The organism is Gordonia pseudamarae (assembly GCF_025273675.1).
Lineage (GTDB): Bacteria > Actinomycetota > Actinomycetes > Mycobacteriales > Mycobacteriaceae > Gordonia > Gordonia pseudamarae.
On the sequence record NZ_CP045809.1, the window covers coordinates 2,653,337 to 2,675,302 of the forward strand.

The window sequence follows — 21,966 nt, forward strand, 5'->3', positions numbered from 1 at the left end:
AACACCCGCGCCACCGGAGACGGTGACGCGGGTGTGTGAGCCCCGGAGGCGCCGCGTGGCGCCGTGGAGGTGGCGGCCAGCTTTACAGCCCCGCTGCGGCGCGCAGCTTTTCGGCGCGGTCGGTGCTCTCCCACGGAAGCTCGACGTCGGTGCGGCCGAAGTGGCCGTAGGCGGCGGTGGGTCCGTAGATGGGGCGCAGCAGGTCCAGATCGCGGATGATCGCGAGCGGACGCAGATCGAACACCTCCCCGATGGCCTTCTGGATCAGTTCCTCATCGACGGTGTGGGTACCGAAGGTCTCCACGAACAGACCCACCGGGGCGGCCTTGCCGATGGCGTAGGCAACCTGCACCTCGATGCGCTTGGCCAGTCCCGCCGCGACGGCGTTCTTGGCGACCCAGCGCATCGCGTAGGCGGCGCTGCGGTCGACCTTTGAGGGATCCTTGCCGGAGAAGGCACCGCCGCCGTGACGGGCCATGCCGCCGTAGGTGTCGACGATGATCTTGCGGCCGGTCAGGCCCGCATCGCCCATCGGCCCGCCGAGCACGAACTTGCCGGTCGGGTTGACCAGCAGCCGCACGTCGGAGGTGTCGAGATCGGGCAGATCGCCGGCGGCGAGCACCACGTCCACGACCTCCCGCTTAATGTCGGGGCTCAGCATGTTGTCGAGGTGGATGTCGGCGGCGTGCTGGGTGGAGAGCACCACGGTGTCGAGGCGGACCGGCTTGTCGCCGTCGTACTCGATGGTGACCTGGGTCTTGCCGTCGGGACGCAGGTACGGCAGCACGCCGGTCTTGCGCACCTCGGTGAGGCGGCGGGACAGACGATGGGCCAGCGCGATCGGCAGCGGCATCAGCTCGGGGGTCTCGTCGGTGGCGTAACCGAACATCAGGCCCTGGTCACCGGCGCCCTGACTGTCGATCTCGTCCTCGGAGATCCCGGTCCGGCTCTCGTGCGAGTTGAACACACCGCCGGCGATGTCGGGTGACTGTGCGCCGATGGCGACATTCACCCCGCACGAGGCACCGTCAAAGCCCTTGGTGGACGAGTCGTAGCCGATGTCGAGGATCTTGGCCCGCACGATGCCCGGGATGTCGACGTAGGCGTCGGTGGTGACCTCGCCGGCGACGTGCACCTGGCCGGTGGTCACGAGCGTTTCCACCGCCACGCGGGCCTTGGGATCCTCGGCGAGGATGGCATCGAGGATCGAGTCGCTGATCGCGTCACAGATCTTGTCGGGGTGCCCTTCGGTGACGGACTCACTGGTGAACAGGCGCGACGATGTGGTCATCGGATCCTCTCAAGCACTTCATTTCAGGGAAATAAGAACGTGTTCCCACGGTACACTGCACAAACTTAGGGTGCCCTCATAGGGGCGGGGACGCACGCCCCCGAACGGTCAACCATCAGATACGAGGGTGCGCACCTCGTCAAGTATTCGACTCGCCATGAGCGATTTGGAACCCAGCGGCAGCGCGGTCTCGCTGCCGTCGGAGGAGAGCAGCCAGCCCGTGTTGTCCTCGGTGCCGAAGGCCTTGCCGTCGCCGACCGCGTTGACCACGAGCAGGTCACAGCCCTTGCGGCGCAGCTTGGCGCGGCCGTGGTCCAGCACACCGCCGGTCTCATCGCCGGTCTCGGCGGCAAAACCGACGATCACCGTGGACGAGTGGATGTGGCCATTGTCACGCGCCTGCACCAATGACCGCAGGATGTCGGGGTTGGTGGTCAGCTCGATCGGGGCCGGACCCTGCGCCCCCTTCTTGATCTTCGAACCCGACACCGCCACGGGACGGAAATCGGCGACCGCGGCCGACATGATCACCACGTCGGCGTCGGCGGCACGTGTGGTCATCTCCTCGGCGAGCTGGGTGGCCTGCGCGATGCGGACGATCTCGACACCGGCCGGATCACCCGGTTCTGCGGTGGCACCGGCCACGACGGTGACCTGCGCACCGCGCTGCGATGCGACGCGGGCCAGCGCGTAGCCCTGCTTGCCGGAACTGAGGTTGCCGAGGTAGCGGACCGGGTCGAGCGGTTCGCGGGTGCCTCCGGCGCTGATGAGCATCCGCACCCCGTGCAGGTCGTACGGCAGGGCACCGGGGCTGTCGAGAAGCAGTTCGCCGACGAGGGCGATCTCCTGAGGGTCGGGCAGCCGGCCCGCCCCCGAGTCGCGGCCGGTGAGCCTGCCGGAGGCCGGGCGCATCACCGTCGAGCCGAACGATCGCAGCGCGGCCACGTTGTTCCGGGTGGCCGGATGCTGCCACATCTCGGTGTGCATCGCGGGTACGAACAGCACCGGACACCGGGCGGTGAGCAACGACGCGGTGAGCAGGTCGTCGGCGCGGCCGGCCGCCGCACGCGCCATCAGGTCGGCGGTGGCGGGCGCGATGATCACCAGATCGGCCTGCTGCCCCAGCTTGACGTGCGCCACCTGATCGACGTCCTCGAACACCTCGGTACGCACGGGATTGCCGCTGAGCGCCTCGAAGGTGGCCGCGCCGACGAAATTGAGCGCGGCGCGGGTGGGCACGACGTGAACGTCATCGCCGGCTTCGGTGAAGTGCCGGATGACCGAACACACCTTGTATGCGGCAATGCCGCCGCCCACACCGACAAGGATGCGGCGGCGGCCAGTCGATGCGGTCATCGAATATCCGAAACCTCTGCTTCAGAGCCGTTGGGGATCACCACCGGCCGGCGATGGTCTATTCGCCTTCGGTGTGTTCGAGCAGATCCGAGTGGATCTCACGCATGGCGATCGACAACGGCTTTTCCTGCTGGCCCGGCTCCACGAGCGGACCGACGTATTCGAGGATGCCGTCGCCGAGCTGGTTGTAGTAGTCGTTGATCTGCCGTGCTCGCTTAGCCGCGTAGATCACCAGTGCGTACTTCGACGAGGCGCGTTCGAGCAGCTCGTCGATGGGCGGGTTGGTGATGCCCAGGGGGGTGTCGTACGCGGGCGCATCCTCGACGGCGGTCAGTTCGAAATCTGTCTGGGTGCTCACGCATTCTCCTGCGATTGAAGGGGCTGTCGGGGTCCGACCAGCAAGGATACCAACCGATCGGCCACCTGGTCGACTTCGCTGTTCACCAACACGTGCGCGAACTCGTCGACGGCATCCATTTCGACGCGGGCGGTCTGCAGTCGGCGTTCGACCGCCTCGGGGGTTTCGGTGCCCCGGCCGGTGAGCCGCTCGACCAGGACATCCCAGCTCGGCGGCGCGATGAAGACCGTGATGGCCTCGGGCATCCGGGTGACGATGTTGCGGGCGCCGGTGAGATCTACCTCCACCAGCACGGGCTCCCCGGCCGCCAGCCGCTCCTCGACAGGCCGGGCCGGCGTTCCCGAGCGCTGCAACCCGCCGTGGATGTCGGCCCATTCCAGGAGCTGGTCGTCGGCGATCATCCGGTCGAAGTCCTCGCGGGAGACGAACCGGTAGTCGCGGCCGTCGACCTCGCCGGGCCGCGGCTCGCGGGTTGTGGCCGACACGCTGAAGAACAGGTCGGGCAGCAGTTCACGGACCCGGCGGACCACCGTGGACTTACCGACGGCCGAGGGGCCGACCAGAACGATCAGTCGGCCCCTCGGACGGTCAGTGCTGCCTGCGGAGCTGCTCAGGAGCTGAACCTCTCCAGCAGCGCCTTGCGCTGGCGATCACCCAGGCCGCGCAGGCGGCGGGTGGGGGCGATCTCCAGTTCGGTCATGATCTCCTGCGCCTTGACCTTGCCGACCTTCGGCAGAGCCTCGAGCAGGGCAGAGACCTTCATCTTGCCCAGGATCTCGTCGGTCTCGGCGTCCTTGAGTACCTGCTGCAGGTCGGTGCCACCGCGCTTGAGGCGCTCCTTGAGCTCGGCGCGGGCCTTGCGGGCAGCAGCAGCCTTCTCCAACGCAGCAGCGCGCTGCTCAGGGGTCAACTGGGGAAGGGCCACGGGTTCCTCCGTCTTTCGTGTCTTCATGTGGACTGTCACCACCGGCCTGACTGCGGGCGATGGTGATGGTGGTCGCCCGATGCGGGACCCCCGATCTTTACCTGACCTGCGGGTCTCGCCAATGGTGCGGCGAATGCGACCGTACCCACGTGAGCTGGCATTTGCGAGTGCCACCCCCGCAAAACCCCAGGAACCCGATGATGTAAGGACGTTCGACCCCACCCTCGGCCGGACGCCGCCCGAACCGCCCGGATCTGGGCACCGGCCCCGACAGGTCCACCGTTTTCGCAGGTCACATGGTTTCCATCGCGAGCCGGCCGACGACCTTTCCCCGATCGCCGCCGACTCGCGAAGTGTCGGATGTGGTGCATGTGACGACGGCGAAAATGATCGCATCCGATCCGGCGTTTGCGCGTGTCGCGGCCCTGCGCGTGGCGTGGACCGGCGCAGCGAGGCCGGCGCCGGGCAAGGTACCCGACGCGATCACACCCGTTCCGGCCATGACCTGACGGTCATACGGTAATTATTACCGTATGACCTCCGCGTACTATGCACTCACCGACACCGACGCCACGCTCGGCGAACGATTCACCGCTTCGACATACACCACGAGCACGTGGGCGCCGACGATGCAGAACGCCGCCCCGGTGTCGGGTCTGCTGGTGCGGGCGATCGAGCGTTGCGCACCGAGGCAGCAGACCCGACTGGCCCGGGTGACCGTGGACATGCTGGGCCCGGTACCGCTCGGCGACGACATCTGGGTGAGCGCGCGGACCCTGCGGCCCGGTCGCAACATCGAACTCGTGGAGGCCGAGATGCGCGCACCCGACGACGTCGGCGCGTTGCGTCCGGTCGCCCGGGCCACCGCGTGGCGATTCACCACCATCGACACCGAGGAGATCGCGTTCGCCGCCGAACCGCCGTTGCGTCCCAAAGAGGAGTCTCCGCAGCGCGAACCCTTCCAGGGCTGGGACGGCACCTACATCGCGAGCCTGGAATGGCGCATGCTCAACGACACCCAGAACTCCGAACAGGGCGAATGCTGGGTGCGGCCGCTGGTCGATCTGGTCGCGGGCGAGGAGATGACTCCCGCCGAGCGGCTCCTGTCGGTGGCCGACATCGCCAACGGGATGGGGAGCGGGCTGCCCATGGACAGGTGGCGATTCCTCAACACCGACCTGGTGGTGCACATGCATCGTCCACTGGTCGGCGAATGGGTCGGCGTACGGGCGGAGTCACTGTACGGCTCCGACGGCATCGGGCTGTCCCGGGCCACCCTTTTCGGCGAGGACGGCCCGGTCGGCGGAATCCAGCAGGCTCAGCTGATCCGCCGCACCGACGTCTGAGCGCCGCAGTTTCCTTCCACCGGGCAACACCAGTCACCACGGCTGAATAGTCCATGGTTTTCGTGTGTGGACAGTCGCCCGAACGAGCCCGTGTACCGGAGGCACCGAAAGTCGGCGGGAAAGGGTCACGACAGCGGTGTCAGCGCCGCCTCGACCTCGTCACGGGCCGATGCGCACGCGGCGCGCAGAGCGGCCACATCCGGCCCCGCCGCCAGCACGCCACGCGAACTGGCCGGCAGTACCCAGCGCACATCGGCCCCGGCGAACACCTCCGGGATGTCGGCGGCGGTGGCCCCCTGCGCACCGAGACCCGGTGACAGGATCGGCCCGTTGAGCGCACCCAGATCGAGTCCGTGTGACCGGGTTGCCCCGACCACCAGCCCGACCGCCCCGGCGCCGGAGGCGTTCTCGGCGGCGGCGGCGTCGACGACGGACTGGGCGACGATCCGGCCGTCGGGCACAAGCGCGGTCTGCACCCGGCCGCCCTCCGGATTGGAGGTGCGGGCCAGGACGAACACTCCCCTGTCCCCGGCGCGCGCGGCGTCGATCGCCGGACGCAACGACTCGAACCCGAGGTACGGCGAGATGGTGACCGCATCCGAACACAGCGGCGACGAGTCATCGAGCCAGGCGGTACCGTAGGCGGCCATCGTGGAGCCGATGTCACCGCGTTTGGCGTCGGCCAGGACCAGCGCACCCTGCTCGCGACATCCGGCGATGACCCGCTCGAGTACCGCGAATCCGGCCGCACCGAACGGTTCGAAGAACGCCACCTGCGGCTTGATCACCGCGGCTACGGGCCCGAGCGCCTCGATGCAGATGTCGGCGAACCGGGACAGACCGTCGGCATCGACGGCCAGTCCCCAATCGGTGAGCAGGCCGGCATGCGGATCGATCCCGGCGCAGAATCGTCCGCGCCGGGCCACCGACTCCAGATAGCGGGTACCGAAACCCGCCTCACCGAAGCCCACCGCACCGGAGGCCACCGCTCCGGCGCCAGCGGTGGCCGAATCCGGTGTCGCGGCCCCGGTGTCAGCGCCCATCGACGATCGCCCCGTGCCTGCTCTGGATGGATTCGACGCCCATCGCGCCGTTGATCGCCGCCTCGATGCCCTGCACGGCCGCACTGGCACCCTGCACCGTGGTGATACACGGGATGCTCTTGGACACCGCGGCACTGCGGATCTCGTAGCCGTCCACCCGCGGTCCGGAGTTGCCGAACGGGGTGTTGATCACCATCGCCACCTCACCGGCCCGGATTCGATCGACGATGGTCGGCTCACCGGCACCGGCCTCGAAGTGTTTGCGCACCGTGATGCAGGTGATCCCGTTGCGGCGCAACACATCCGCCGTCCCTTCGGTGGCCAGGATGGTGAATCCGAGGTCGGCCAGATGCTTGACCGGGAAGATCAGCGCCCGCTTGTCCTTGTTGGCCACCGACACGAAGATCGCACCCGAGGTGGGCAACGAGCCGTACGCGGCGGCCTGCGACTTGGCGAACGCCCTGCCGAAGTCCGAGTCGATACCCATGACCTCGCCGGTCGACTTCATCTCCGGGCTCAGCAGCGTGTCCACCCCGGTGCCGTCCTCGCGACGGAACCGGTTGAACGGGAGCACCGCCTCCTTGACCGCGATCGGCACACCGACCGGTGCCTCACCGCCGTCACCGGTGGGCGGCAGAATCCCCTGCTCACGCAGCTGCGCGATGCTCGTGCCGAGCATCACCCGCGCACACGCCTTCGCCAGCGGTACCGCCGTCGCCTTCGACACGAACGGAACGGTGCGGCTCGCCCGCGGGTTGGCCTCCAGGACGTACAGGATGTCGTCCTTGAGCGCGTACTGCACGTTCAGCAGACCCTTGACCCCGATCCCCTTGGCCAGCGCCTCGGTCGAGGCGCGCACCATCTGCAGGTCGGCGCGGCCGAGGGTGACCGGCGGCAGGGCGCACGCCGAGTCACCGGAGTGGATACCGGCCTCCTCGATGTGCTCCATCACCCCGCCGATGAACACCTCGTCGCCGTCGCACAGGGCGTCGACGTCGATCTCCACCGCGTCCTCAAGGAAGCGGTCCACCAGCACCGGATGGTCGGGGGTCAGTTCGGTGGCACGAGAGATGTAGTCCTGCAACGAATTCTCGTCGTACACGATCTCCATACCCCGCCCGCCGAGCACGTACGAGGGCCGCACCAGCACCGGATACCCGATCCGCCCGGCCGTCTCGCGGGCCTCGCCGAAGCTGGTGGCGGTTCCGAAGGCGGGCGCGGGCAGGCCCGCGCCGGTGAGCACCTTGCCGAACTCGCCGCGATCCTCGGCCAGGTCGATCGCCTCGGGCGAGGTGCCGACGATCGGCACGCCCGCCGCCTGCAGCCGGTGCGCAAGCCCGAGCGGGGTCTGCCCGCCGAGTTGCACGATCACCCCTGCGACGGTGCCCGACTGCGCCTCGGCGTGGTACACCTCCAGTACATCCTCGAAGGTGAGCGGCTCGAAGTAGAGACGGTCGGCGGTGTCGTAGTCGGTGGAGACGGTTTCCGGGTTGCAGTTGACCATCACCGTCTCGTACCCGGCCTCCGACAGCGTCAGCGCCGCATGCACACACGAGTAATCGAACTCGATGCCCTGACCGATGCGGTTGGGACCCGAACCCAGGATCAGCACCTTGGGGCGTTCGGCCTGCGGGGCCACCTCACTGGTGGCCGCCGGATCGAGCTCGTACGTCGAATAGTGGTACGGCGTCTTGGCCTCGAACTCGGCGGCGCAGGTGTCCACCGTCTTGTACACCGGCCGCACACCCGACTTGATGCGGAACTCGCGCACCGCCGCCTCGTCGAGGAGATCATCGCGCAGCGCGGCGATCTGGCGGTCGGAGAAGCCCGACGACTTGGCCTCGCGGAGTAGATCGGCATCGAGCGCGGCGGCGTCACGGATGCGTGACCCGAGTGCGCCGATCGCCTCGATCTCGGCGAGGAACCACGGGTCGATGGCGGTGGCGTCGTAGAGCTGCTCAACGGTGGCGCCGGCGTCGAAGGCCAGCATGATGCCATACAGCCGCCCGTCCTTGGGGGTGGCGAGCGACTCCAGCAGCGCGGGCAGGTCGACCGTCGACGGATCCGGACGGTCCGCCTCGGTCCAGAACCCACCGGCCTTGGTCTCCAACGAACGCATCACCTTGCCCAGGGCCTCGGTGAAGCTGCGGCCCAGGCTCATCGCCTCGCCCACCGACTTCATGGTGGTGGTGAGGGTGTCGTCGGCACCCGGGAACTTCTCGAACGCGAAGCGCGGCGCCTTGACCACCACGTAGTCGAGCGTCGGCTCGAAACAGGCGGGAGTCTCCTTGGTGATGTCGTTGACGATCTCGTCGAGGCTGTAGCCGATCGCCAGCTTCGCGGCGATCTTGGCGATCGGGAATCCGGTCGCCTTCGACGCGAGCGCCGAGGACCGCGACACACGCGGGTTCATCTCGATGACCACCAGGCGCCCGTCCCGCGGATCCTGGGCGAACTGGATGTTGCAGCCGCCGGTGTCGACACCCACCTCACGCAGGATGGCGATCGACAGGTCACGCATCTTCTGGTACTCGACGTCGGTGAGCGTCATCGCCGGGGCCACCGTTACCGAGTCACCGGTGTGCACACCCACCGGGTCGACGTTCTCGATCGAGCAGATGACCACCACGTTGTCGCGGTTGTCGCGCATCAGCTCGAGCTCGTACTCCTTCCAGCCGAGGATCGACTCCTCGATGAGCACGTTTGCGGTCGGCGAGGCGGCCAGGCCACCGCCGGCGATGCGTTCGAGATCGGCATCGTCGTAGGCCATGCCCGAACCGAGGCCACCCATCGTGAACGACGGCCGCACCACCACCGGGAAACCGAGTTCGGCGACGGTGACGCGGACCTCGTCCATGGTGTGGCAGACGCGGGAGCGGGCACTCTCGCCGCCCACCTTCTCCACGATGTCCTTGAACATCTGCCGGTCCTCGCCGCGCTGGATGGCATCGAAGTCGGCTCCGATGAGTTCGATGTCGTACTTCTCCAGCGAACCGCGATCATGCAGCGCCACAGCGGTGTTGAGCGCGGTCTGGCCGCCGAGGGTGGCCAGTACCGCGTCGATGGGATGTCCGGCGTCGCGTTCGGCCTCGATCACCTTCTCCACGTATTCGGCGGTGATGGGTTCGATGTAGGTGGCGTCGGCGAACTCCGGGTCGGTCATGATGGTGGCCGGGTTGGAGTTGACCAGCGACACACGCAGGCCCTCGGATTTGAGGACGCGGCACGCCTGGGTGCCGGAGTAGTCGAATTCACAGGCCTGGCCGATGACGATCGGGCCCGACCCGATGACCAGGACGTGGGAGATGTCTGAACGGCGTGGCATCAGGCCCTCGTTCCTTCCAGCAGGGTCGCGAATTTGTCGAACAGGTAGCCGGCGTCGTGCGGTCCGGCCGCGGCCTCCGGGTGGTACTGCACCGAGAATGCCTGCCCGGACACCAATTCCACGCCTTCGACGGTGTTGTCATTGGCGCAGACGTGGCTGATGCGGGCCCGGCCGAAGTCGGTGTCGAACTCCTCGCCCGCCTCCCCGTCGAGGGCGAAGCCGTGATTTTGGGCGGTGATCGACACCTTGCCGGTGGCCACGTCGATCACCGGGATGTTGATGCCGCGGTGGCCGAACTTCATCTTGTAGGTGCCCCGGCCCAGCGCCCGGCCCAGGATCTGATTGCCGAAGCAGATCCCGAACAACGGAATCCCCTCCCCCAGAACCTGTTTGGTCAGATCGACGGTGGCATCGGCGGTGGCCGGGTCGCCCGGACCGTTGGACAGGAACACCCCGTCGGCCTTGAGTTCCCTGATCACGTCCAGGCTTGTCGACGACGGCAGCACGTGTACGCGGATGCCGCGTTGGGCGAACATGCGCGGGGTGTTGGTCTTGATACCCAGGTCGAGAGCCGCGACGGTGAAGCGGGCGGGCCCGTCGGGTTCGATCACGTACCCGGTGTCGGTGGATACCTCCCCGGCCAGATCGGCTCCCGCCATCGACGGCTGCGACTTCACGCGGGTCAGTAGCGTGTCGGTGTCGGCGAGCGCATCACCGGAGAACACCCCTGCCCGCATCGACCCATGATCGCGCAGCACCCGGACCAGTGCACGGGTGTCGATTCCGGCGATACCGACCACGCCCTGCTCCACCAGCTTGTCCGCCAGGCCGGTGCTGGCGCGCCAGTTGGACACCCGGCGGGTGGGGTTGCGCACCGCATAGCCGGCGACCCAGATCTTGCCGCCGTGCGACTCGTCGTCCTCGGTGTTCCAGCCGGTGTTGCCGATCTGCGGTGCGGTCGCGACCACGATCTGGCGGTGATAACTCGGGTCGGTGAGGGTTTCCTGATACCCGGTCATGGCGGTGCAGAACACCGCCTCCCCGAGTGTTTGCCCGACGGCGCCGAAAGACTGCCCGGTGAAGACCTGGCCGTTCTCCAGAACCAGTACCGCTCTACTCATTGATCACTTTCTGTTGCTGCGAAATCGGCGACCCAGCCGCTGTACACGGCCTTGTCGTCAGCTCTGATACCGGAGTCCACCTCGGTTCCGCCGGGCAACACCCACCGGACCACGAGCACTCCGCCGTCCCCCATGACCTTGCCCCCGAAACCGCTCTCGGTGCGGACCACCGTCACACACCCGCGCGGGATCCAGATGTCATCGGCGCCCTGCCGGGCGATCTCGATGCCATCGGTGAACTCGGTGATGTTGGCCGCCGAACGGTCGCTCAGGCCACCGACGGTGATCTTGTTCTGCCAGCTCGGCGCGAACGTGGTGCCCAGATACAGCCCGGAATCGGGCCCGCGTACCGGTTCGCCCGGATTGTCCGGCAGAACCGGGATCTCACCCACCGCCTCCACCTGCTCGCGCGCCTTGATCGCCGCACCGGTGGCCACCATGTACACCACGCGGCCGAGCCCGGCCAGTACGGCGAGCGTGCCCCCGATGATCACCACGTTCACCACGGACTTGCCCCACGACCAGCCGGGGCCGATGTGCAACACCACAACCGCCAGGACAACCACCAGCACCACCGCGACCGGCACCACCGCGCCCGACCGGATGCCTGCGCGCCTCATCGGCGCACCGCTCCCTCGTGTGCGGTGACGGCTCCTCGCAGAACTGTTGCCCGGATCGTCGCGGGCAACGTCATGTCGGCGTACGGGGTGTTGCCCGACAGGCTGGCCAGGTCGGCAGCCCTGACCGTCCACGACGCCGCCGCGTCGACGAGGGTCAGGTTGGCGGGCTCGCCCACCGCGATCGGGCGGCCCTGATCGGTGAGCCCGACGATCTGCGCGGGCCGCTCGCTCATCACCTTCGCCACCCCACGCCAGTCGAGCAGGCCCGGGGTGACCATCGTCTCCACGACGATCGATAGCGCCGTCTCCAGGCCCAGCATGCCCGGCCGGGCGACGGAGAACTCGCAGCACTTCTCCTGTGCCGCGTGTGGGGCGTGGTCGGTGGCGACACAGTCGATGGTGCCGTCGGCCAGTCCGCGGCGCAGCGCCGCGGTGTCGCGTTCCTCCCGCAGCGGCGGGTTCACCTTGTTGACCGGATCGTAGGACTCCAGGCGCGCGTCGGTGAGCAGCAGATGATGCGGAGTCACCTCGGCGGTGATCGAGATGCCCTGCGCCTTGGCCCATTTCACCAACTCGACGGTTCCCTCGGTGGAGGCGTGACAGATGTGAACGCGGGTACCGGCGTCGCGGGCCAGCAGCGCGTCACGGACCACGATCGACTCCTCGGCGGCACGCGGCCAACCGGCCAGACCCAGCCGCGAGGCCGTCGGCCCCTCGTGCGCCACGGCGCCGACGGTGAGCCGCGGCTCCTCCGCGTGCTGGGCGATCAGGACGTCGAGGCCTTTGGCGTATTCCAGAGCCCGCCGCATCAGCAGCGGGTCGTCGACGCATTTGCCGTCGTCGCTGAACATTTTCACCTTGGCCGCACCCGCCGCCATCATGCCCATCTCGGCGAGTTGTTTACCGCCCAGTCCGACGGTGACCGCACCCACCGGGTGCACATCGACGAGTCCGACCTCGCGGCCGGTGCGGTACACATTGTCGGTAACCGTCGAATTGTCGGCGACCGGGTCGGTGTTGGCCATCGCGAACACCGCGGTGTACCCGCCGAGGGCGGCGGCGGCCGAACCGGAGGCGATGGTCTCGGTGTCCTCCCGGCCCGGTTCCCGCAGATGGGTGTGCAAGTCGACGAAACCGGGCAACAGCACCGCGTCGCCGCCGGCGATCCGCTCCGCCTCGGCCGGCGCGGTCAGATCGGGCCCGATCTCGGCGATCACGCCGTCGACGATCAGAATGTCGACCGGGTCACCCTCGCCGTACGGTCGGACATCGGTGATCAGCAACGATCCGGGCGCGCTCACTGGTGGTACTCCCCTGTCGTGGTTTCGGGATCTGTGCCGACGAGCAACCCGAACAGCACCGCCATCCGGACATGCACGCCGTTGCGGACCTGTTCGAGCACCGTCGCGCGCGGCGAGTCGGCCACCGAGTAACCGATCTCCATGCCGCGCAGCATCGGACCGGGGTGCAGCACCACCGCGTCGTCGGCCATCAACGCCAGCCGACGGTCATTGAGTCCGTAGCGGACCGAGTACTCGCGGGAACTCGGGAAGAAGCCGCCGTTCATGCGTTCGGCCTGTACCCGCAGCATCATCACCGCGTCGACGGCGGCCAGTTCGGCGTCGAGGTCGGTGGACACCGTCACCGGCCACTGCTCGACCCCGGTCGGCAGCAGGGTGGGCGGTGCGACGAGCACCACCTCGGCGCCGAGAGTGGACAGCAGGAACGCGTTGGAACGGGCGACCCGCGAATGCAGGACGTCGCCGACGATCGCGACCCGCCTGCCGTCGAGGGTTCCCAGCCGCTGACGCAGCGTGAGCGCATCGAGCAGGGCCTGCGTCGGATGTTCGTGCATACCGTCGCCCGCGTTGATGATCGACGGTCCGCCGCCGTCCGCGGCGGTGGTCCAGTCGGCGATCTGCCGCGCCGCACCCGAGGCCGGGTGCCGCACGATCAGCGCGTCGGCGCCCGCCGCGTACAGGGTCTTCGCGGTGTCGCGCAGCGACTCGCCCTTGCCCGCCGACGAACTCGACGCGCTGACGTTGATGACATCGGCGCTCATCCACTTGCCGGCCACCTCGAACGAGACGCGGGTGCGGGTGGAGTTCTCGTAGAACACCGTCATCACGGTGCGCCCGCGCAGCGTGGGCAGCTTCTTGACCTCACGCCCGGTGAGTGCCTGCTCGAACCGTTCGGCCTCGTCGAGGATGGCGGTGGCCTGCTCGCGGGTCAGATCCTGTGTGCTGAGCAGATGACGCATCACGCACCCGCATCCGAACCGGTGCGGGCACCGAGAACCACCTCGTCGACACCGTCGTGTTCGGTGAGATGCACCGCGACGTTCTCCTCGCGTGCGGTGGGGATGTTCTTGCCGACGTAGTCCGCACGCAACGGCAGTTCGCGGTGGCCGCGATCGACGAGCACCGCCAGCTGCACCGCGGCCGGTCGGCCGAGGTCGCGCAGCGCGTCGAGAGCCGCCCGGACGGTGCGCCCCGAGTACAGGACGTCGTCGACGAGGATCACGATCGCGCCGTCGACACCGCCGGCGGGCACCATTGTGCGCTCGAGTGGGCGATGCGGTTTGTCGCGCAGATCGTCGCGGTAGAGGGTGATGTCGAGATACCCGACCGGGATGTCGGTACCGGCGAACTCGGAAATCTTGGCGCCCAGCCGTTTCGCAAGAGCCGTTCCGCGGGTGGGGATGCCGATGAGTACTACATGAGGTGCGTCCGGGGCATCGAGAGCCGTCTTCTCGATCACCTGATGGGCGACACGAGCGATGGTCCGGGACACATCCGCCGCGTCGAGCAGCACCCGATGGGTTGATCCATCGTTTACGTCAGTCAACGTGACCTCCTTCTCCGCCTCACGGGACGGTCCGTTAAAGGATGCCTGCCGCAAACACTGTACACGCTCGTGACGCGCCGACGCCCTGCGGAGCTACAGCTCAGTAACCGCCAGGACGGGTTTGAGGCCGCGAAAATCTCCGATGTTGCGGGTCGCGAGCTCAGCGCCATCGGACACCACGACAGCAGCGACCATCAGATCCTATCGATGCGAATGACGAACTGAGTTTGCTGTTGAACCCGGATTCCGGGTTCAACAGCAAACTCAGATGGCGAACAGGATCAGGCGTCGTTGCGGGGTTCTGCCGCGGCGGCGGCGCGCACCTGGGGTGCGAGATCGGCGATTGTGGCGAGGACGCCGTTGACGAAGGCGGGCGAATCGTCGGTGGACAGTTCCTTGGCCAGCTGGACGGCCTCGTCGACGATCACCACCGGATCGACGTCGGTGGCGTTGAACAACTCCCAGGTGGCCAGCCGCATGACGGCCCGGTCGACGGCGGGCAGACGCGGCAGCGTCCACTCCTTGAGGTGCGAGGTCAGCACCGCGTCGACCTGCGCCTGATCGGCGGTGACCCCTTCGACGACGCGCGCGGTGTACGGGTGGATCTGTCCGACGCTCTCGTCGGTGATCACCAGTTCGCGGCGTTCGGCCATCAGGTCGGTGGCCTTGACCCCTTTGGCCTCGGCCTCGAACAGCAGGTCGACGGCGCGTTTACGCGCCTTGTGACGGGTACCCGGGTGTTTCACTGAACGCGGCGCTCAGCTGTTGACGCGGCCGAGGTAGCTGCCGTCGCGCGAGTCGACCTTCAGCTTGTCGCCGGTGTTGATGAACAGCGGAACCGCGATCTCGGCGCCGGTCTCCAGCGTGGCGGGCTTGGTGCCGCCGGTGGAGCGGTCGCCCTGCAGGCCGGGGTCGGTCTGCTGCACCAGCAGCTCGACGGTGACGGGCAGCTCCACGTACAGCGGCGCACCCTCGTGGGTGGCGACCTGTACCTTCATGTTCTCCAACAGGAACCGGGCGCCGTCGCCGACGGTCTCCGGGGTGATGTTGAGCTGCTCGAAGGTCTCGGCGTCCATGAAGACGAAATCGGTGCCGTCGTTGTACAGGTAGGTCATGTCGCGACGGTCGACGGTCGCGGTCTCCACCTTCACACCGGCATTGAAGGTCTTGTCGACGATCTTGCCGCTGAGCACGTTCTTGATCTTGGTGCGCACGAACGCCGGCCCCTTGCCGGGCTTGACGTGCTGGAACTCCAGGATCTGCCAGAGCCCGTTGTCCATGTTCAGCACGAGGCCGTTCTTGAAATCGGCGGTACTCGCCATAGGTGGTTACTTCCTAACGTCAGATGACGGTGAACGTCTTGTCGGTGGTGGTCAGCAGGTCGGGTTCACCGTCGGTGACCACGAGGCTGTCCTCGATCCTGACGCCCCCTCGACCTGGAAGATAGACGCCGGGCTCCACGGTCACCGCGGCGCCGCATGGCAGTGTACCCGCAGCGGCCGACCCGATTCCCGGCGCTTCATGGATCTGCAGGCCGATTCCGTGCCCGAGACCGTGCACATATCTGTCGCCGTACCCCGCGGCGGCGATCACCGACCGGGCCGCGCCGTCCACCGCACGCAGGCCCGCACCCGGCGTCAGCGCCGCCCGGCCCGCGGACTGCGCGGCCGACACGAGATCGTAGATCTCACGCTGCCAGTCGGCGGCATGGCCCAACACATAGGTACGCGTCATGTCCGAGTGATAGCCGGCGACCGCCGCGCCGAAGTCGATCTTGACAAAATCGCCGTCGGCCAGCACCGCCGTCGTGGGCCGGTGATGCGGTACCGCCGAGTTCGCGCCCGCCGCGACGATCGTCTCGAAGGAGACCGCGTCCGCTCCCCGCTCGAACATCTCCCACTCGAGTGCCCGCGCCACCTCGCGTTCGGTGCGGCCCGGGGCGAGCAGTCCGCGCTCGATGATCGCGGCCAGCGCCTCGTCGGCCACGGCACATGCCCGGCGCAGCAGCGCGACCTCACCGGCGTCCTTGACCTCACGCAGCCGTTCCACCAGGCCGGACGTGCCGACGAGAGCTCCGTCCAGGTCCCGGTGAGCGGCAACGGTCACGATGTGTTCCTCGAAACCGACACGCACCGCCCCGGCCCGGCCCGCGTACTCGACGAGCGCGCCGAGACAGTTGCGGGCGATCACCGCCTCCAGGTCGCCTGCCTGCTCGGCGACCTGGGTGATGTACCGGCCATCGGTGCAGATCCGGTCCGCGGCCGGGTCGGTGGCGCTGACCAGCACCGCGGCATTGGATCCGGTGAATCCGGTCAGGTATCGCACGTTGATCAGGTCCGAGATCACCACAACGTCGGCGGTATCGGCCAGCGTCGTGCGCAGCCGGTCCCGGCGGGCGCGGTGATCGGCGGGCGGCGGCGGGTTCCAGGGCGAGGCCATGGCTACAAATCTACCGATCGGCCGCGTCCGCAGACACGAAGGACGGGGATGTGGTTTCGCTCACGTGAGCGGTGGTCTAGTCTGTGCGCCATGGGTTCTTGGTTGCTGCGCGGAATACCGCTCGCCGCTGTTCACATCGCGGCCCGTGTGCTGCTGGCCGTCGCCGTGGTCGAAAAGCCACTCGACTCCGGCACCTGGAAGGTACTGGCCATCGCCGCGGTGGTGCTCGTCGCACTCCTGTGGGGTGGCATCGACGGTATCCGTGACGCGCGGGCCAACCCCGACCCCGACGACTACGCCGACCTCACGGTGCGCTGGCTGAAAGCGGGCCTGTTCGCCGGCCTGGTCTCGGCAATCGTCTGCTGGGTCATCGGACATTGGTTCATGAGCGGCATCGGCGAGGCCTCGCTGCCCATCGAGATCGTCGCCGGCGGATCGTTCACCGCGCTCCTGGTCTACTTCCCCGCGTTCATCGGCTTCTCCGTCGGACGCTGGATCGTGCGCCGCGACCAGCGCAAGAACGAGCCCGACGATGACTGGTCGGTGCACGAGGACCGCACCCCGGCCCACGCCTGACACGTCGACGGACAAGAAAAAGCCGGCCGCGTCACCGACGTGGCCGGCTTTCTCTTGTCCGTGGGTCCCGGCTACCGGCTAACCGGTCACAGCAGCACGCCGCCACCCGATGCGGATACCCCGGCGACCGCCGAGTATGCGGCCGCGATCAGCGACGGGTCCGGGCCCTCGAGCCGGCCCGGTTTTGCCAGACCGTCGAGCACCACGAAACGCAGCACACCGGAACGGTTCTTCTTGTCGCCCGCCATGCCCTGCAAGAGGTCGGCGAAGGCATCGGGATCGTAGGTGGTGGGCAGGCCGACGAGTTGCAGGATGCTCTTGTGCCGGTCGGCGGTCTCGTCGTCGAGCCGGCCCGCGAGCCGGGCGAGTTCGGCGGCGAACACCAGCCCCACCGACACGGCAGCACCGTGACGCCACTTGTAGCGTTCGCGGCGTTCGATGGCGTGGCCGAGGGTGTGACCATAGTTGAGGATCTCGCGCAGCGACGACTCCTTGAGGTCGGCGGACACCACATCCGCCTTCACCTGGACCGACCGCCGGATCAGCTCGGGCAGCACATCGCCGGCCGGGTCGAGCGCGGCCCGCGCGTCCGCCTCGATGATGCGCAGGATCTCCGGGTCGGCGATGAACCCGGTCTTGATGACCTCGGCGAGACCGGCGACGACCTCGTTGCGCGGCACCGTCTCCAGGGTGGCGATGTCGATGAGCACCGCGTCCGGCTCATGGAAGGAACCGACGAGATTCTTACCGGCGTCGGTGTTGATGCCGGTCTTGCCGCCGACCGCCGCGTCGACCATCGCGAGCAGTGTCGTCGGGATGTGGATGACGCCGATACCGCGCATCCAGGTGGCGGCGACGAACCCGGCCAGGTCGGTGGCCGCACCGCCGCCGAGGCTGATCACCTTGTCGTTGCGTTTGAGACCGATCTGCCCGAACACCCCCCAGCAGAACGAGGCGACCTGAAGGTCCTTGCCGGCCTCGGCATCGGGGATCTCTACCGAATGCGCGTCGAAACCCCGCTCGTTCAAGAATTCCCGGATCTGTTTGGCCGTTTCTACCAGGGTGGGCTGGAACACGATCGCGATGCGGTCGGCACCTGCCGCGGCGTCGGCGACCTCGCCGAGCAGACCCCGACCGATGACCACATCGTACGGCGCGCCCGCGTTGACCCGGATCCTGATCGGTTCTGTCGAACTGTCTGTCACAAAAGGTTCCTCTCGGGAATGAGATGATCGGCGAGGGCGGAGACCACCAGGTCGGCGATCTCGTCGGCGCTGCCCGCACCGGCGTCGACGGTGACTGTGGCAAGTTCCGCGTAGGTGTCGTGCCGTTCGTCGAGCAGTTCGCGGTAGCGGGTCTCGGCGTCGTCACCGGCCAGCAGCGGACGATCACCGCCCTTGGCGCGGGCGAAACCCTCGGCGGGGTCGATGCTCAGGTACACCACGCGATGACCGGCCAGGGCGTCGGCGACGGCCGGGGTCATCACCGCCCCGCCGCCGAGGGACACCACACCGCCACGGGTGAGCAGGTCGAGCACCACTCGGCGTTCGATGTCGCGGAACGCCTCGACGCCGTCCGCGGTGAAGATCTCCGGGATGGACCGGCCCTCGGCGTGCACTATCTGCTCGTCGGCGTCGACGAAGTCCACCCCCAGCAGTTCGGCGACGAGCCTGCCGACCGTGGACTTGCCCGCCCCCATGAAACCGATCAGCACGGCGGCCGGGCGGGAGTTGATCCGTTTGCGGGTCACCGTCATTGGTGCGGGGGCCTCGCGCTGATCCGCGTGAGGTAACCGTGCAGGTTGTCGGAGGTCTCGGCCGCCGAGTCGCCGCCGAACTTGTCGAGCGCGACCTGCGCGAGCACCAGCGCGACCATTGCCTCGGCGACCACACCGGCGGCGGGTACCGCGCACACGTCCGAGCGCTGGTGGATCGCGACCGCGGGCTCGCCCGTGGTCATGTCGATGGTCTGCAGGGCACGCGGCACCGTCGAGATCGGCTTCATCGCGATCCGCACCCGCACGTCCTCGCCGTTGGTCATACCGCCTTCGAGACCGCCCGCGCGGTTGGTGGAGCGCAGCACGCCGTCGGGTCCGGGCACCATCTCGTCGTGTGCCAGGCTCCCCCGCCGCCGGGCCGTCTCGAAGCCGTCACCGACCTCGACACCCTTGATCGCCTGGATACCCATCAGCGCCGCGGCCAGTTTCGCATCGAGGCGCGTGTCGCCGCTGACATGCGAGCCGAGGCCGATGGGTACGCCGGTGGCGACGATCTCGACGACGCCGCCAAGGGTGTCGCCGTCCTTCTTGGCGGCCTCGATCTCGGCGATCATCTTCTCCGCCGACGACGCGTCGAACGCGCGGACCGGACTCGCGTCGATGGTTGCCAGGTCGGTGTAGCGGGGCGCGGGCCCCACGTACGGCTCGGATGCGCCGATGGAGATGACGTGGCTGAGCACCTCCACACCGAACACCTGGCGCAGGAAGTTGCGGGCCACGGTGCCGGCGGCCACACGGGCCGCGGTCTCGCGGGCACTGGCGCGTTCGAGCACCGGCCGCGCGTCGTCGAAGCCGTACTTGAGCATGCCCGCGAAGTCGGCGTGACCGGGCCGGGGCCGGGTCAGCGGCGCGTTGCGGGCGCTGCCGGCGAGTTCGTCGGCAGCGACCGGGTCGGCGGCCATCACCTGCTCCCACTTGGGCCACTCGCTGTTGCCGATCTCGATGGCCACCGGCCCGCCCTGGGTGCGGCCGTGCCGAATGCCGCCGAGCAGCGTCAGCTTGTCGGCCTCGAACTTCATCCGGGCACCACGGCCGTAGCCGAGGCGGCGCCGGGCGAGTTGTTCGGCGATGTCGGACGAGGTGACCTCTACTCCGGCGACCATCCCCTCGACGATGGCGACCAGGGCCGGTCCATGGGATTCTCCGGCGGTTATCCAGCGCAACACGGCGTCAATTGTTCCACGAGCGGCTGAGCGCACTCTGTTCAGGCCATACTGGGCAGATGTCCATAGGCGATCTGGTTACGCGAGCATCCACCCGCACCTTCGGTGAGCCGCTGACAACACCCGACGGAGTGACCGTGATCCCGGTCACCCGCACCTCACGCGGTGGTGACGGCGCCGGCGCGGTCGGCGTGTTCGTGGTGCACGGCAACAAGGTGGTCTGGTCACCGGCGATCGACGCGGAGAGGATCGCCCTCGTCGGTGTCCTCACCGGCTTCGTCGCCGCCGTCCTCGGCTGTGTGGCGGTGATCCGCCGGCCACCGTGGCCGGATCTGCGGCGCTGACGGCGGGTGTCACGAGGCCACTGCCACCAGCAGCGCCGCCGACGCGCACAGAGCGGGGCCGTGGGGCAGCGTCGATGAGCGGGTGGCCAGTGTGGCGACCGCCGAGATGGCGGCGGCCAGCAGCACGATGAGCAGCGCGAGTGGCCAGTCGGCCGCGAGACCGCCGACCACGAACGCGAGTTTCACGTCGCCGCCTCCGCACTGGCGTAGCAGCCAGGCGATCAGATAGGGGGCCGCCGCGAGGAGCCCGGCCGCCATCACCCCGGCCGATACCGTTCCGGTCGCGGCGACGGCGATCAGGCCGGGCCACAGGAGCGTGTTGGTGATGCGCCGGGTACGGGCGTCGCGGACCGCGATGGCGCTCAGCCACAGGCCGACGGGGATCGTCACAAGGGTCACGCCCTCATCGTCGCCGCCCCGGCACCCCCACCCGGGCCCCATATCCGGTCCTGTGGACAACACGCCACCTGTGCACACCGACCTTGACGGCCACACATGCCGCCGACGTCTCGCGCGGAGCGGATTCCCTGGACGCCGAACGGATCCGCGTGGCGTGGAGGTACCGGGCTACGCGGGAACCGGTGGTCAGCCGGCGGCGATCGCGGCGGCCATCGCCTCGCGGGGGGCGGGCAGGCCGGTGAACTGTTCGACCTGGCTGTAGGCCTGGTTGAGCAGCATCACCAGTCCCCCGACGACCCTCCCACCGGATTCGGTGACGGCGGCCGCCAGCGGGGTGGGCCACGGGTCGTAGATGACGTCGACCACGGCCCGCGCCACGCGCACCGAATCGATGAGCGGCTCGGCGGCCGGGGACGGAACCGTCGTGACGACGACCCGTGCGGTGCGGCACGCCTCGGTCAGCTCCGGCGACGACGCGAACGGCAGGAAGTCGCAGCGCAGGCCGAGAACCCCGGCGAGCGCGGCGACGTCGGCGGCCCGCTCCGGGCTGCGCACCACCAGCCGGATCGACGCGAAACCTGCATCGGCGAGTGCGCTGACCGTCGGCAGGGCGGTACCGCCGCCGCCGATGACCACCGACTCGCCACCGGTACCGCCCCGCACCCCGAGTTCTCCCAATGCGCCGCTCATCCCGTCGACGTCGGTGCAGTCGGCACGCCAGCCCGCATCGGTACGGAGCAGTGTGTTGGCCGAACCGATGAGCCGGGCACGGTCGGTGACCTCGTCGGCGAACTCGAGCGCGGCGATCTTGCCGGGCATCGTCACCGAGAATCCGACGAATTCGGGTGCCGCCCCGCCCACGATCGCCGGGAGTTGCTCGGCGGTGCACTCGATCCGCTCGTAGGTCCAGTCGGTCAGCCCGAGCGCCCGGTAGGCGGCCAGGTGCAGATCCGGCGACCTCGAATGGGAGACGGGGAACCCCAGCACGGCTGCTTTGCGTGGCGTCATGGCGTCCTCAGCATCCCGGCCTCAGCAT

The 21,966-nt window shown here is 68.3% G+C and carries 24 protein-coding genes; 3 read left to right on the forward strand and 21 right to left on the reverse strand.

The features are described from left to right. Positions 1 to 82 precede the first annotated feature (82 nt). From metK to GII31_RS11765, 6 genes are all read right to left on the reverse strand, one after another. Positions 83 to 1,291 (reverse strand): methionine adenosyltransferase, encoded by a 1,209-nt coding sequence (metK, locus tag GII31_RS11740; protein ID WP_213243263.1) that lies wholly within the window; start codon positions 1,289 to 1,291, stop codon positions 83 to 85. 108 nt (positions 1,292 to 1,399) lie between these two features. After that, entirely contained in the window at positions 1,400 to 2,647 is a 1,248-nt protein-coding gene (gene coaBC, locus GII31_RS11745) for a bifunctional phosphopantothenoylcysteine decarboxylase/phosphopantothenate--cysteine ligase CoaBC (protein ID WP_213243265.1), read from the reverse strand. Positions 2,648 to 2,705: 58 nt separating this feature from the next. Beyond that, entirely contained in the window at positions 2,706 to 3,005 is a 300-nt protein-coding gene (rpoZ, locus tag GII31_RS11750) for a DNA-directed RNA polymerase subunit omega (RefSeq protein WP_213243267.1), read from the reverse strand. Then, on the reverse strand, positions 3,002 to 3,619 hold the full coding sequence (gmk, locus tag GII31_RS11755; protein WP_246222302.1) for a guanylate kinase: 618 nt from the start codon (positions 3,617 to 3,619) through the stop codon (positions 3,002 to 3,004). Before gmk ends, rpoZ begins: the two co-directional genes overlap by 4 nt. Beyond that, positions 3,616 to 3,930 (reverse strand): integration host factor, actinobacterial type, encoded by a 315-nt coding sequence (gene mihF / locus GII31_RS11760; protein WP_005181260.1) that lies wholly within the window; start codon positions 3,928 to 3,930, stop codon positions 3,616 to 3,618. Before mihF ends, gmk begins: the two co-directional genes overlap by 4 nt. A 292-nt stretch (positions 3,931 to 4,222) precedes the next feature. Then, positions 4,223 to 4,432, reverse strand: a complete 210-nt coding sequence (locus GII31_RS11765; protein WP_213243268.1) for a hypothetical protein — start codon at positions 4,430 to 4,432, stop codon at positions 4,223 to 4,225. A 31-nt stretch (positions 4,433 to 4,463) separates the two neighbouring features. Here GII31_RS11765 and GII31_RS11770 point away from each other — a divergent pair, with 31 nt between their 5' ends. After that, positions 4,464 to 5,276: a thioesterase family protein gene (locus GII31_RS11770; RefSeq protein ID WP_213243270.1), complete on the forward strand. Its 813-nt coding sequence runs from the start codon at positions 4,464 to 4,466 to the stop codon at positions 5,274 to 5,276. 125 nt (positions 5,277 to 5,401) lie between these two features. Here the strand turns inward: GII31_RS11770 and pyrF are convergent, their stop codons facing one another. The 10 genes from pyrF to GII31_RS11820 form a co-directional block, all read right to left on the reverse strand. Continuing rightward, positions 5,402 to 6,319, reverse strand: coding sequence for an orotidine-5'-phosphate decarboxylase (pyrF, locus tag GII31_RS11775; RefSeq protein ID WP_246221834.1), 918 nt, complete (start codon positions 6,317 to 6,319; stop codon positions 5,402 to 5,404). Further along, the gene (carB, locus tag GII31_RS11780; protein WP_213243272.1) at positions 6,309 to 9,644 is read right to left on the reverse strand and encodes a carbamoyl-phosphate synthase large subunit; all 3,336 of its coding nucleotides are present in this window, start codon (positions 9,642 to 9,644) and stop codon (positions 6,309 to 6,311) included. Before carB ends, pyrF begins: the two co-directional genes overlap by 11 nt. After that, the gene (carA, locus tag GII31_RS11785; RefSeq protein ID WP_213243273.1) at positions 9,644 to 10,765 is read right to left on the reverse strand and encodes a glutamine-hydrolyzing carbamoyl-phosphate synthase small subunit; all 1,122 of its coding nucleotides are present in this window, start codon (positions 10,763 to 10,765) and stop codon (positions 9,644 to 9,646) included. Before carA ends, carB begins: the two co-directional genes overlap by 1 nt. Next, positions 10,762 to 11,385, reverse strand: coding sequence for a PH-like domain-containing protein (locus GII31_RS11790; RefSeq protein WP_213243275.1), 624 nt, complete (start codon positions 11,383 to 11,385; stop codon positions 10,762 to 10,764). The genes carA and GII31_RS11790 overlap by 4 nt, the downstream gene beginning before the upstream one ends. Continuing rightward, positions 11,382 to 12,686: a dihydroorotase gene (locus tag GII31_RS11795; protein WP_213243277.1), complete on the reverse strand. Its 1,305-nt coding sequence runs from the start codon at positions 12,684 to 12,686 to the stop codon at positions 11,382 to 11,384. The genes GII31_RS11790 and GII31_RS11795 overlap by 4 nt, the downstream gene beginning before the upstream one ends. Continuing rightward, complete coding sequence (locus tag GII31_RS11800) at positions 12,683 to 13,645, reverse strand: aspartate carbamoyltransferase catalytic subunit (RefSeq protein ID WP_213243279.1); 963 nt, start codon at positions 13,643 to 13,645, stop codon at positions 12,683 to 12,685. The genes GII31_RS11795 and GII31_RS11800 overlap by 4 nt, the downstream gene beginning before the upstream one ends. Further along, a complete protein-coding gene (gene pyrR, locus GII31_RS11805; RefSeq protein ID WP_213243281.1) occupies positions 13,645 to 14,232 on the reverse strand; it encodes a bifunctional pyr operon transcriptional regulator/uracil phosphoribosyltransferase PyrR in 588 nt (195 codons plus the stop codon). Before pyrR ends, GII31_RS11800 begins: the two co-directional genes overlap by 1 nt. Before the next feature lie 281 nt (positions 14,233 to 14,513). Next, positions 14,514 to 14,978, reverse strand: coding sequence for a transcription antitermination factor NusB (nusB, locus tag GII31_RS11810; protein WP_213243283.1), 465 nt, complete (start codon positions 14,976 to 14,978; stop codon positions 14,514 to 14,516). Positions 14,979 to 14,990: 12 nt separating this feature from the next. After that, the gene (gene efp / locus GII31_RS11815; protein ID WP_213243285.1) at positions 14,991 to 15,554 is read right to left on the reverse strand and encodes an elongation factor P; all 564 of its coding nucleotides are present in this window, start codon (positions 15,552 to 15,554) and stop codon (positions 14,991 to 14,993) included. Between the two features lie 19 nt (positions 15,555 to 15,573). After that, positions 15,574 to 16,671, reverse strand: a complete 1,098-nt coding sequence (locus GII31_RS11820; protein ID WP_213243287.1) for a M24 family metallopeptidase — start codon at positions 16,669 to 16,671, stop codon at positions 15,574 to 15,576. A 90-nt stretch (positions 16,672 to 16,761) separates the two neighbouring features. Here GII31_RS11820 and GII31_RS11825 point away from each other — a divergent pair, with 90 nt between their 5' ends. Then, positions 16,762 to 17,247 carry a B-4DMT family transporter gene (locus tag GII31_RS11825; protein WP_213243289.1) on the forward strand — a complete coding sequence of 162 codons (486 nt, stop codon included), beginning with the start codon at positions 16,762 to 16,764 and terminating at the stop codon, positions 17,245 to 17,247. A gap of 86 nt (positions 17,248 to 17,333) precedes the next feature. Here the strand turns inward: GII31_RS11825 and aroB are convergent, their stop codons facing one another. Genes aroB through aroC form a run of 3 tightly spaced genes read right to left on the reverse strand, consistent with a single transcriptional unit; the run spans position 17,334 to position 20,190 of the window. Beyond that, positions 17,334 to 18,452: a 3-dehydroquinate synthase gene (aroB, locus tag GII31_RS11830; RefSeq protein WP_213243291.1), complete on the reverse strand. Its 1,119-nt coding sequence runs from the start codon at positions 18,450 to 18,452 to the stop codon at positions 17,334 to 17,336. Continuing rightward, positions 18,449 to 19,003: a shikimate kinase gene (locus GII31_RS11835; RefSeq protein WP_213243293.1), complete on the reverse strand. Its 555-nt coding sequence runs from the start codon at positions 19,001 to 19,003 to the stop codon at positions 18,449 to 18,451. Before GII31_RS11835 ends, aroB begins: the two co-directional genes overlap by 4 nt. Next, on the reverse strand, positions 19,000 to 20,190 hold the full coding sequence (gene aroC, locus GII31_RS11840; protein WP_287383956.1) for a chorismate synthase: 1,191 nt from the start codon (positions 20,188 to 20,190) through the stop codon (positions 19,000 to 19,002). Before aroC ends, GII31_RS11835 begins: the two co-directional genes overlap by 4 nt. A gap of 56 nt (positions 20,191 to 20,246) precedes the next feature. On the opposite strand from aroC, the gene GII31_RS11845 reads away from it, so the two are divergent. Then, a complete protein-coding gene (locus tag GII31_RS11845) occupies positions 20,247 to 20,531 on the forward strand; it encodes a hypothetical protein (protein ID WP_213243295.1) in 285 nt (94 codons plus the stop codon). Positions 20,532 to 20,540: 9 nt separating this feature from the next. Here the strand turns inward: GII31_RS11845 and GII31_RS11850 are convergent, their stop codons facing one another. Beyond that, positions 20,541 to 20,930, reverse strand: a complete 390-nt coding sequence (locus tag GII31_RS11850) for an A24 family peptidase (protein WP_213243297.1) — start codon at positions 20,928 to 20,930, stop codon at positions 20,541 to 20,543. A gap of 186 nt (positions 20,931 to 21,116) precedes the next feature. Continuing rightward, entirely contained in the window at positions 21,117 to 21,938 is an 822-nt protein-coding gene (locus GII31_RS11855) for a shikimate dehydrogenase (RefSeq protein ID WP_213243299.1), read from the reverse strand. Positions 21,939 to 21,966: the final 28 nt, after the last annotated feature.

What these genes read in the sequence shown, in the direction of transcription:
- GII31_RS11800 (WP_213243279.1), bottom strand. Translation starts at nt 13,645, where the DNA reads ATGCGTCATCTGCTCAGCACACAGGATCTGACCCGCGAGCAGGCCACC.
- efp (WP_213243285.1), bottom strand. Translation starts at nt 15,554, where the DNA reads ATGGCGAGTACCGCCGATTTCAAGAACGGCCTCGTGCTGAACATGGAC.
- carB (WP_213243272.1), bottom strand. Translation starts at nt 9,644, where the DNA reads ATGCCACGCCGTTCAGACATCTCCCACGTCCTGGTCATCGGGTCGGGC.
- coaBC (WP_213243265.1), bottom strand. Translation starts at nt 2,647, where the DNA reads ATGACCGCATCGACTGGCCGCCGCCGCATCCTTGTCGGTGTGGGCGGC.
- GII31_RS11825 (WP_213243289.1), top strand. Translation starts at nt 16,762, where the DNA reads ATGGGTTCTTGGTTGCTGCGCGGAATACCGCTCGCCGCTGTTCACATC.
- carA (WP_213243273.1), bottom strand. Translation starts at nt 10,765, where the DNA reads ATGAGTAGAGCGGTACTGGTTCTGGAGAACGGCCAGGTCTTCACCGGG.
- GII31_RS11845 (WP_213243295.1), top strand. Translation starts at nt 20,247, where the DNA reads ATGTCCATAGGCGATCTGGTTACGCGAGCATCCACCCGCACCTTCGGT.
- GII31_RS11770 (WP_213243270.1), top strand. Translation starts at nt 4,464, where the DNA reads ATGACCTCCGCGTACTATGCACTCACCGACACCGACGCCACGCTCGGC.
- GII31_RS11835 (WP_213243293.1), bottom strand. Translation starts at nt 19,003, where the DNA reads ATGACGGTGACCCGCAAACGGATCAACTCCCGCCCGGCCGCCGTGCTG.
- GII31_RS11765 (WP_213243268.1), bottom strand. Translation starts at nt 4,432, where the DNA reads ATGGCCGGAACGGGTGTGATCGCGTCGGGTACCTTGCCCGGCGCCGGC.
- metK (WP_213243263.1), bottom strand. Translation starts at nt 1,291, where the DNA reads ATGACCACATCGTCGCGCCTGTTCACCAGTGAGTCCGTCACCGAAGGG.
- GII31_RS11820 (WP_213243287.1), bottom strand. Translation starts at nt 16,671, where the DNA reads ATGGCCTCGCCCTGGAACCCGCCGCCGCCCGCCGATCACCGCGCCCGC.
- pyrF (WP_246221834.1), bottom strand. Translation starts at nt 6,319, where the DNA reads ATGGGCGCTGACACCGGGGCCGCGACACCGGATTCGGCCACCGCTGGC.
- GII31_RS11855 (WP_213243299.1), bottom strand. Translation starts at nt 21,938, where the DNA reads ATGACGCCACGCAAAGCAGCCGTGCTGGGGTTCCCCGTCTCCCATTCG.
- GII31_RS11790 (WP_213243275.1), bottom strand. Translation starts at nt 11,385, where the DNA reads ATGAGGCGCGCAGGCATCCGGTCGGGCGCGGTGGTGCCGGTCGCGGTG.